Consider the following 4,466-nt stretch of genomic DNA (forward strand, 5'->3'; position numbering starts at 1 on the left):
ATAGTCTTCGGGGTACTTTTCGGCTAGTTTTAGACCAATAACACTACCATAAGAAAAACCGAGTAGAACAATTTTCTCTTTATTGAATCTCTTTTTGAGGTATAGTGTCAATTCATGGGCATCACTAACCAAACTTTCAATGCTTAGATTCTTCGGGTTTGGGTTTCTTTGGTAAGAAAGGCCACAACCCGCTTGATCCCAAGAAACTAAAATCATTTCTTCCGTCAAGTCGGCATTAAAATATCTCAAATGTGGTGTCTGTGGCCAACCTGGTCCACCATGTAAAAAGAGTAATACCGGTAATTGATCTGAAGCACCGGTCATTTCCACATATTGCTCTTCACCACCTAATTCTACAAAAGTTTTTTCTTGAACTCTTGTCGTGCTTTCATTGGTTTTTGTATTCTTATTTTCCCGATTTTGACACCCCAAAAGAAAGATTATTAATAAAATGGATACAATATTTTTCATGTTTTTTGTTTTGTCAATCTTTTAGCTAACATTGTTCAATAGTTATTCTTCATCTTCCAAGCTATTCACTTTTCTAAATGCAAACTTTGGTGCTATTCTAGAAACTATATAAAGCATTTTTGCTCCAGCTACTCTTATCTCTTTTTTATTTTTTTCTAATCCTTTAATCATTTCATTTACTGCTTTTTCAGCAGAAATTGCAATTTTTGGAGGTTTCCCTTTATGCCAGGGAGTTTTAACTGCTGGAAACATTACTTCAACAATATTAATATTGGAGTTTTCTGTTTGTTTTCGGAATACTTGTGTGAAAGAATGAAGCGCTGCCTTTGTTGCGTTATAAAAAGGATAATCAGCACGTGGTGTATATATTAGCCCTGTTGTAATGTTTATAATTGTTGGTTTATTGTTTTTCTGTAAAATTGGGCTTAGCAAATGAATTAACCTTATCGGTGCCATGAAGTTCGTTTGCATTTCATTTTCGGCCATTTCTACTATTGTATCCGTGTTTAAAAAATTTGTTTTATTGACAATAGCAGCATTGTTTATCAAAACATTTAATTCAGGGTGTTTTTCGGTTATCTTTTTCGAAAAATTAATGCACTCTTCACTAATTGATAAGTCACATTGATATGTGATTAGTTTGGGTTCAATCTCTCTAGCTTTGGTCAGCTTTTCATTTGATCTACCACAAATAATAACTTTGTTGCCTTTTTGAATTAATACTTTGCTTAATTCCAGACCAATGCCCGAACTTCCACCAGTAATCAAGACAGTATTGTTTTCGAGTTTCATAATGATATTTTTAGTTTTACAATACTGCAAAATTACATTGCTGATAACTCGTAGGCGTTGACCTAGGTCAAAAAGCAATGTTCTTTCTAATTCGGCTTAATGTTGACGGCTTTATTCCCAGGTAAGAGGCAATTATTCCTTGACTTATTCGCTGATCCATTCCAGGGTATTCATTAAGGAAGTTTTTATATCGTGTTTCTGCATCAAGTAGTAGTAAATCCCTTTCTCTTTTTTCTTTTATCATGAATCCTTTTTCGACAAATTTTAATCGGAATTTGATCCAAAAAATATCATTCTCCATTAGACGCATAAAATCCTTCCAATAGACTTCTACTATTTTAGAATCCTCGAGTGCTTCAATTGAAAAAAATGAAGGTGCCTCTAATATCATTGCAGAGTAAGAACTAATAATCAAGTTTTCTTCGATTATGCCCTTTGTAATTTCATTTCCTTTGTCATCTACATATATATATCGGAACAGACCTGAAAGAACAAATGCAATTTTTTTAGGGATTGCCCCGGCTCTAATATAATTATCTGAAGCTTCGATTGATATCGTCTTACTTATAGATAGAAAGTCATCAATTCTATTTTCGGGTAATATGTTTTTTAGTTGCTCAATCACTTTTGCTTGTTGCTAACGGTATTGTATATGAAAAGTAGCGCATTTATAAGCACTGACCTTTCGGAAAACAATATACTTAATTAAACGCAAAAACGGTTCAGGCTTGCACCTGAACCGCTATTTTTTATATACGTTGTTGTGGCACGTTTTTTATCCGTACACAGCATTTTCGGCTACTTTTCTGTTCGCTTCCAAATCCGATTTTACGCTGTCCAATTTCATTCCGATTGTCATTAACGCAACTTTTCCAAGTGGTAAACGAAGCGTAGGGTTATCCGAATATACCAAGTCGATAATCGCTTTTGATGCTTTTATTGGGTCACCTTCTTGTTTACCGTCCACACTTCTTAATTTGGTTCTGAATGCTCCTGCGGTTTCCGAATAATCGTCAATCACGCTTTCTGCAATTCCAAGTCCATTTCCTGCGAATTTTGTTCGGAATGGTCCTGGCTCAACTATTGAAACTTTAATTCCGAGTGGTGCAACCTCTTGTGCTAATGCTTCGCTAAATCCCTCAACGGCAAATTTACTCGCATTGTAAATTCCAAATCCTGCAAACGCTTTAATTCCTCCGTGAGACGAGATTTGGACAATATGTCCATTTTTTTCGTTTCGCATATGTGGAAGAATTGTCTGTGTTAATTTCAATGTTCCGAAAAAATTCGCTTCAAAAACTCTTCGAGTCTCTTCCATTGAAGTCTCTTCAATCGCGCCTACAAAGCCAACACCTGCATTATTGACCAAAACGTCAATTCTCTCGAATTTTGACAACAATTTCTCAACACTTCTATCAATACTTTGTTCTTCGGTAATGTCTAAAAGAATCGAAAAAGCACTATTAGAGTATTTCTTGTTGAATTCGTCAACTTGGGATTGCTTTCGAAACGTCCCGATTACGAAGTCGCCTTTTTCCATTACGGATTCAGCAAGTGCTTTGCCCAATCCACTTGATATTCCTGTTATGAGCCAAATTTTCTTATTCATAATGGTATTATTTAAGTGCTTGAATAATGTCAGAAGCTTCTACACGATTTCTGTAATCTCCGTCTATTGCCTTTGCAAAAGAAATTGTACCTTCTTTTTCAATAATGAAAACTGCTGGTACTGGTAATTCTTGAGAATCGTCAGTATAATGACTGTCGAAATCAATGCCTAGGGCCTTCATTGTTTCAATAGGCGTTTCGCCATTTTTAAAGATGGTTGTAAATTGTCGTGTAACGATATTTCCATTATCACTTAACACCTCAAATTGTAATTCATTTTTTTCTTTAATGTTTAAAGATTCATCTGGTGTTTGAGGCGAGATAGCAACTAAATTGGCACCTAATGATTGGATGTCTTCCAATACGTGCTGATATTGATTTAATTGCAAATTGCAATAAGGGCACCACGAACCTCTGTAAAACGTAAGGACAACTTTTCCTTTTTCTAAAAGTGCATTTAGGGTTATGGTTTCCCCAATAGCATTAGATAAAGAAAAATTGGGTGCTTTGTCTCCAACCTTTAACTTTAAAATAGATTGATGATTTTCTTTTAATGCATTAGCATCTGTATCAAAGACAGCGAGTGCTTCCTGTGGTAACATTTTGCCTAAATTGTTCTGTAATTCTTTTAGACCTTCTTGGTAAGAAGGTATTTGTGTTTGTGTGCTCATTTTACTCTGTTTTTAATTATGTCGTTATTGACTTTACAAAGTTGTGTTACTTTAGAGTGATAGAAAATGAACTGAATTAGGAAATTTACTTGAACTAGTTCAAGATTTTAAGGTCAAACGCTTCCGAATTTTACTCAAAAATTCAGGCGACATACCAAGATAGGATGCCAATGCATATTGCGGTACACGCTGAATTATGGCAGGATATAGTTGCTGAAATTCAAGATAACGTTCTTCTGCAGATTTGCCTAAATTGGAAAGCACTCGTCTTTGCGAAAAAGCAAAAGACTTTTGTGCTACCAGTCTAAAGAAACGCTCAAATTTTGGATTTTCACTACATAATTCTTCAACATCGGTATAAGCAATTTGCTGAACAATAGAATCTTCAAGGGCCTCTACAAAAAGGGAAGCAGGTGTTTGATGAATATAACTATTAAAGTCGCTAATGAACCAGTCCTCAATGGCAAACTGAATGGTATGGTCTATACCTTCATCATTCACAAAATAACTACGGAAAGCTCCTTCTAAAACATAGGTTTGATGAGAACAAACAAAATTGGGTTGAACAATAAACTGTCTTCGTTTCACTTTTGTAGTTCTAACAATTGAAACAAACTGTTTTTCGTCCTCCTCATTTAAAGGGACGTAACGCTTAATGTTGTTTAATATGTTTTCGTAGTTTTTCAACGTTTGTTCTAATGTGCCACAATGTTATGATATGGAGTGTTTTAATGATCTATATCAGATGATAAGCGAAGTTATAAGAAATTAAATCAAGAATCAAACTAAACTAATTCATCAACTCTTCAATCTCATCAGCTTCAATCGGGATGTTGCGCATAAGGTTAAAAGGCTCGCCTTTTTTCTGTATTACCACATCGTCTTCTAATCTTATTCCAAAGCCTTCTTCTGGGATGTAAATAC

6 protein-coding genes and 1 pseudogene are annotated in these 4,466 nt (G+C 34.9%); all 7 read right to left on the minus strand.

Annotated elements, in window-relative coordinates:
* Positions 1–471 (minus strand): alpha/beta fold hydrolase (locus tag WBM49_RS01825; protein ID WP_424370357.1); only part of this gene is annotated, 471 nt, incomplete at its 3' end.
* Between the two features lie 42 nt (positions 472–513).
* On the minus strand, positions 514–1,263 hold the full coding sequence (locus WBM49_RS01830; RefSeq protein ID WP_424370358.1) for an SDR family oxidoreductase: 750 nt from the start codon (positions 1,261–1,263) through the stop codon (positions 514–516).
* A gap of 67 nt (positions 1,264–1,330) precedes the next feature.
* Entirely contained in the window at positions 1,331–1,888 is a 558-nt protein-coding gene (locus WBM49_RS01835; protein ID WP_424370359.1) for a Crp/Fnr family transcriptional regulator, read from the minus strand.
* 150 nt (positions 1,889–2,038) lie between these two features.
* Positions 2,039–2,872 (minus strand): oxidoreductase, encoded by an 834-nt coding sequence (locus WBM49_RS01840; RefSeq protein WP_424370360.1) that lies wholly within the window; start codon positions 2,870–2,872, stop codon positions 2,039–2,041.
* Between the two features lie 7 nt (positions 2,873–2,879).
* A complete protein-coding gene (locus tag WBM49_RS01845) occupies positions 2,880–3,542 on the minus strand; it encodes a peroxiredoxin-like family protein (RefSeq protein ID WP_424370361.1) in 663 nt (220 codons plus the stop codon).
* Positions 3,543–3,641: 99 nt separating this feature from the next.
* Positions 3,642–4,130: a Crp/Fnr family transcriptional regulator gene (locus WBM49_RS01850; RefSeq protein ID WP_424370362.1), complete on the minus strand. Its 489-nt coding sequence runs from the start codon at positions 4,128–4,130 to the stop codon at positions 3,642–3,644.
* A 202-nt stretch (positions 4,131–4,332) separates the two neighbouring features.
* Positions 4,333–4,466: pseudogene (locus tag WBM49_RS01855) on the minus strand (aminopeptidase P family protein); the annotation flags it as partial.

It is taken from the genome of Muriicola sp., from assembly GCF_049669965.1.
Lineage (GTDB): Bacteria > Bacteroidota > Bacteroidia > Flavobacteriales > Flavobacteriaceae > Muriicola.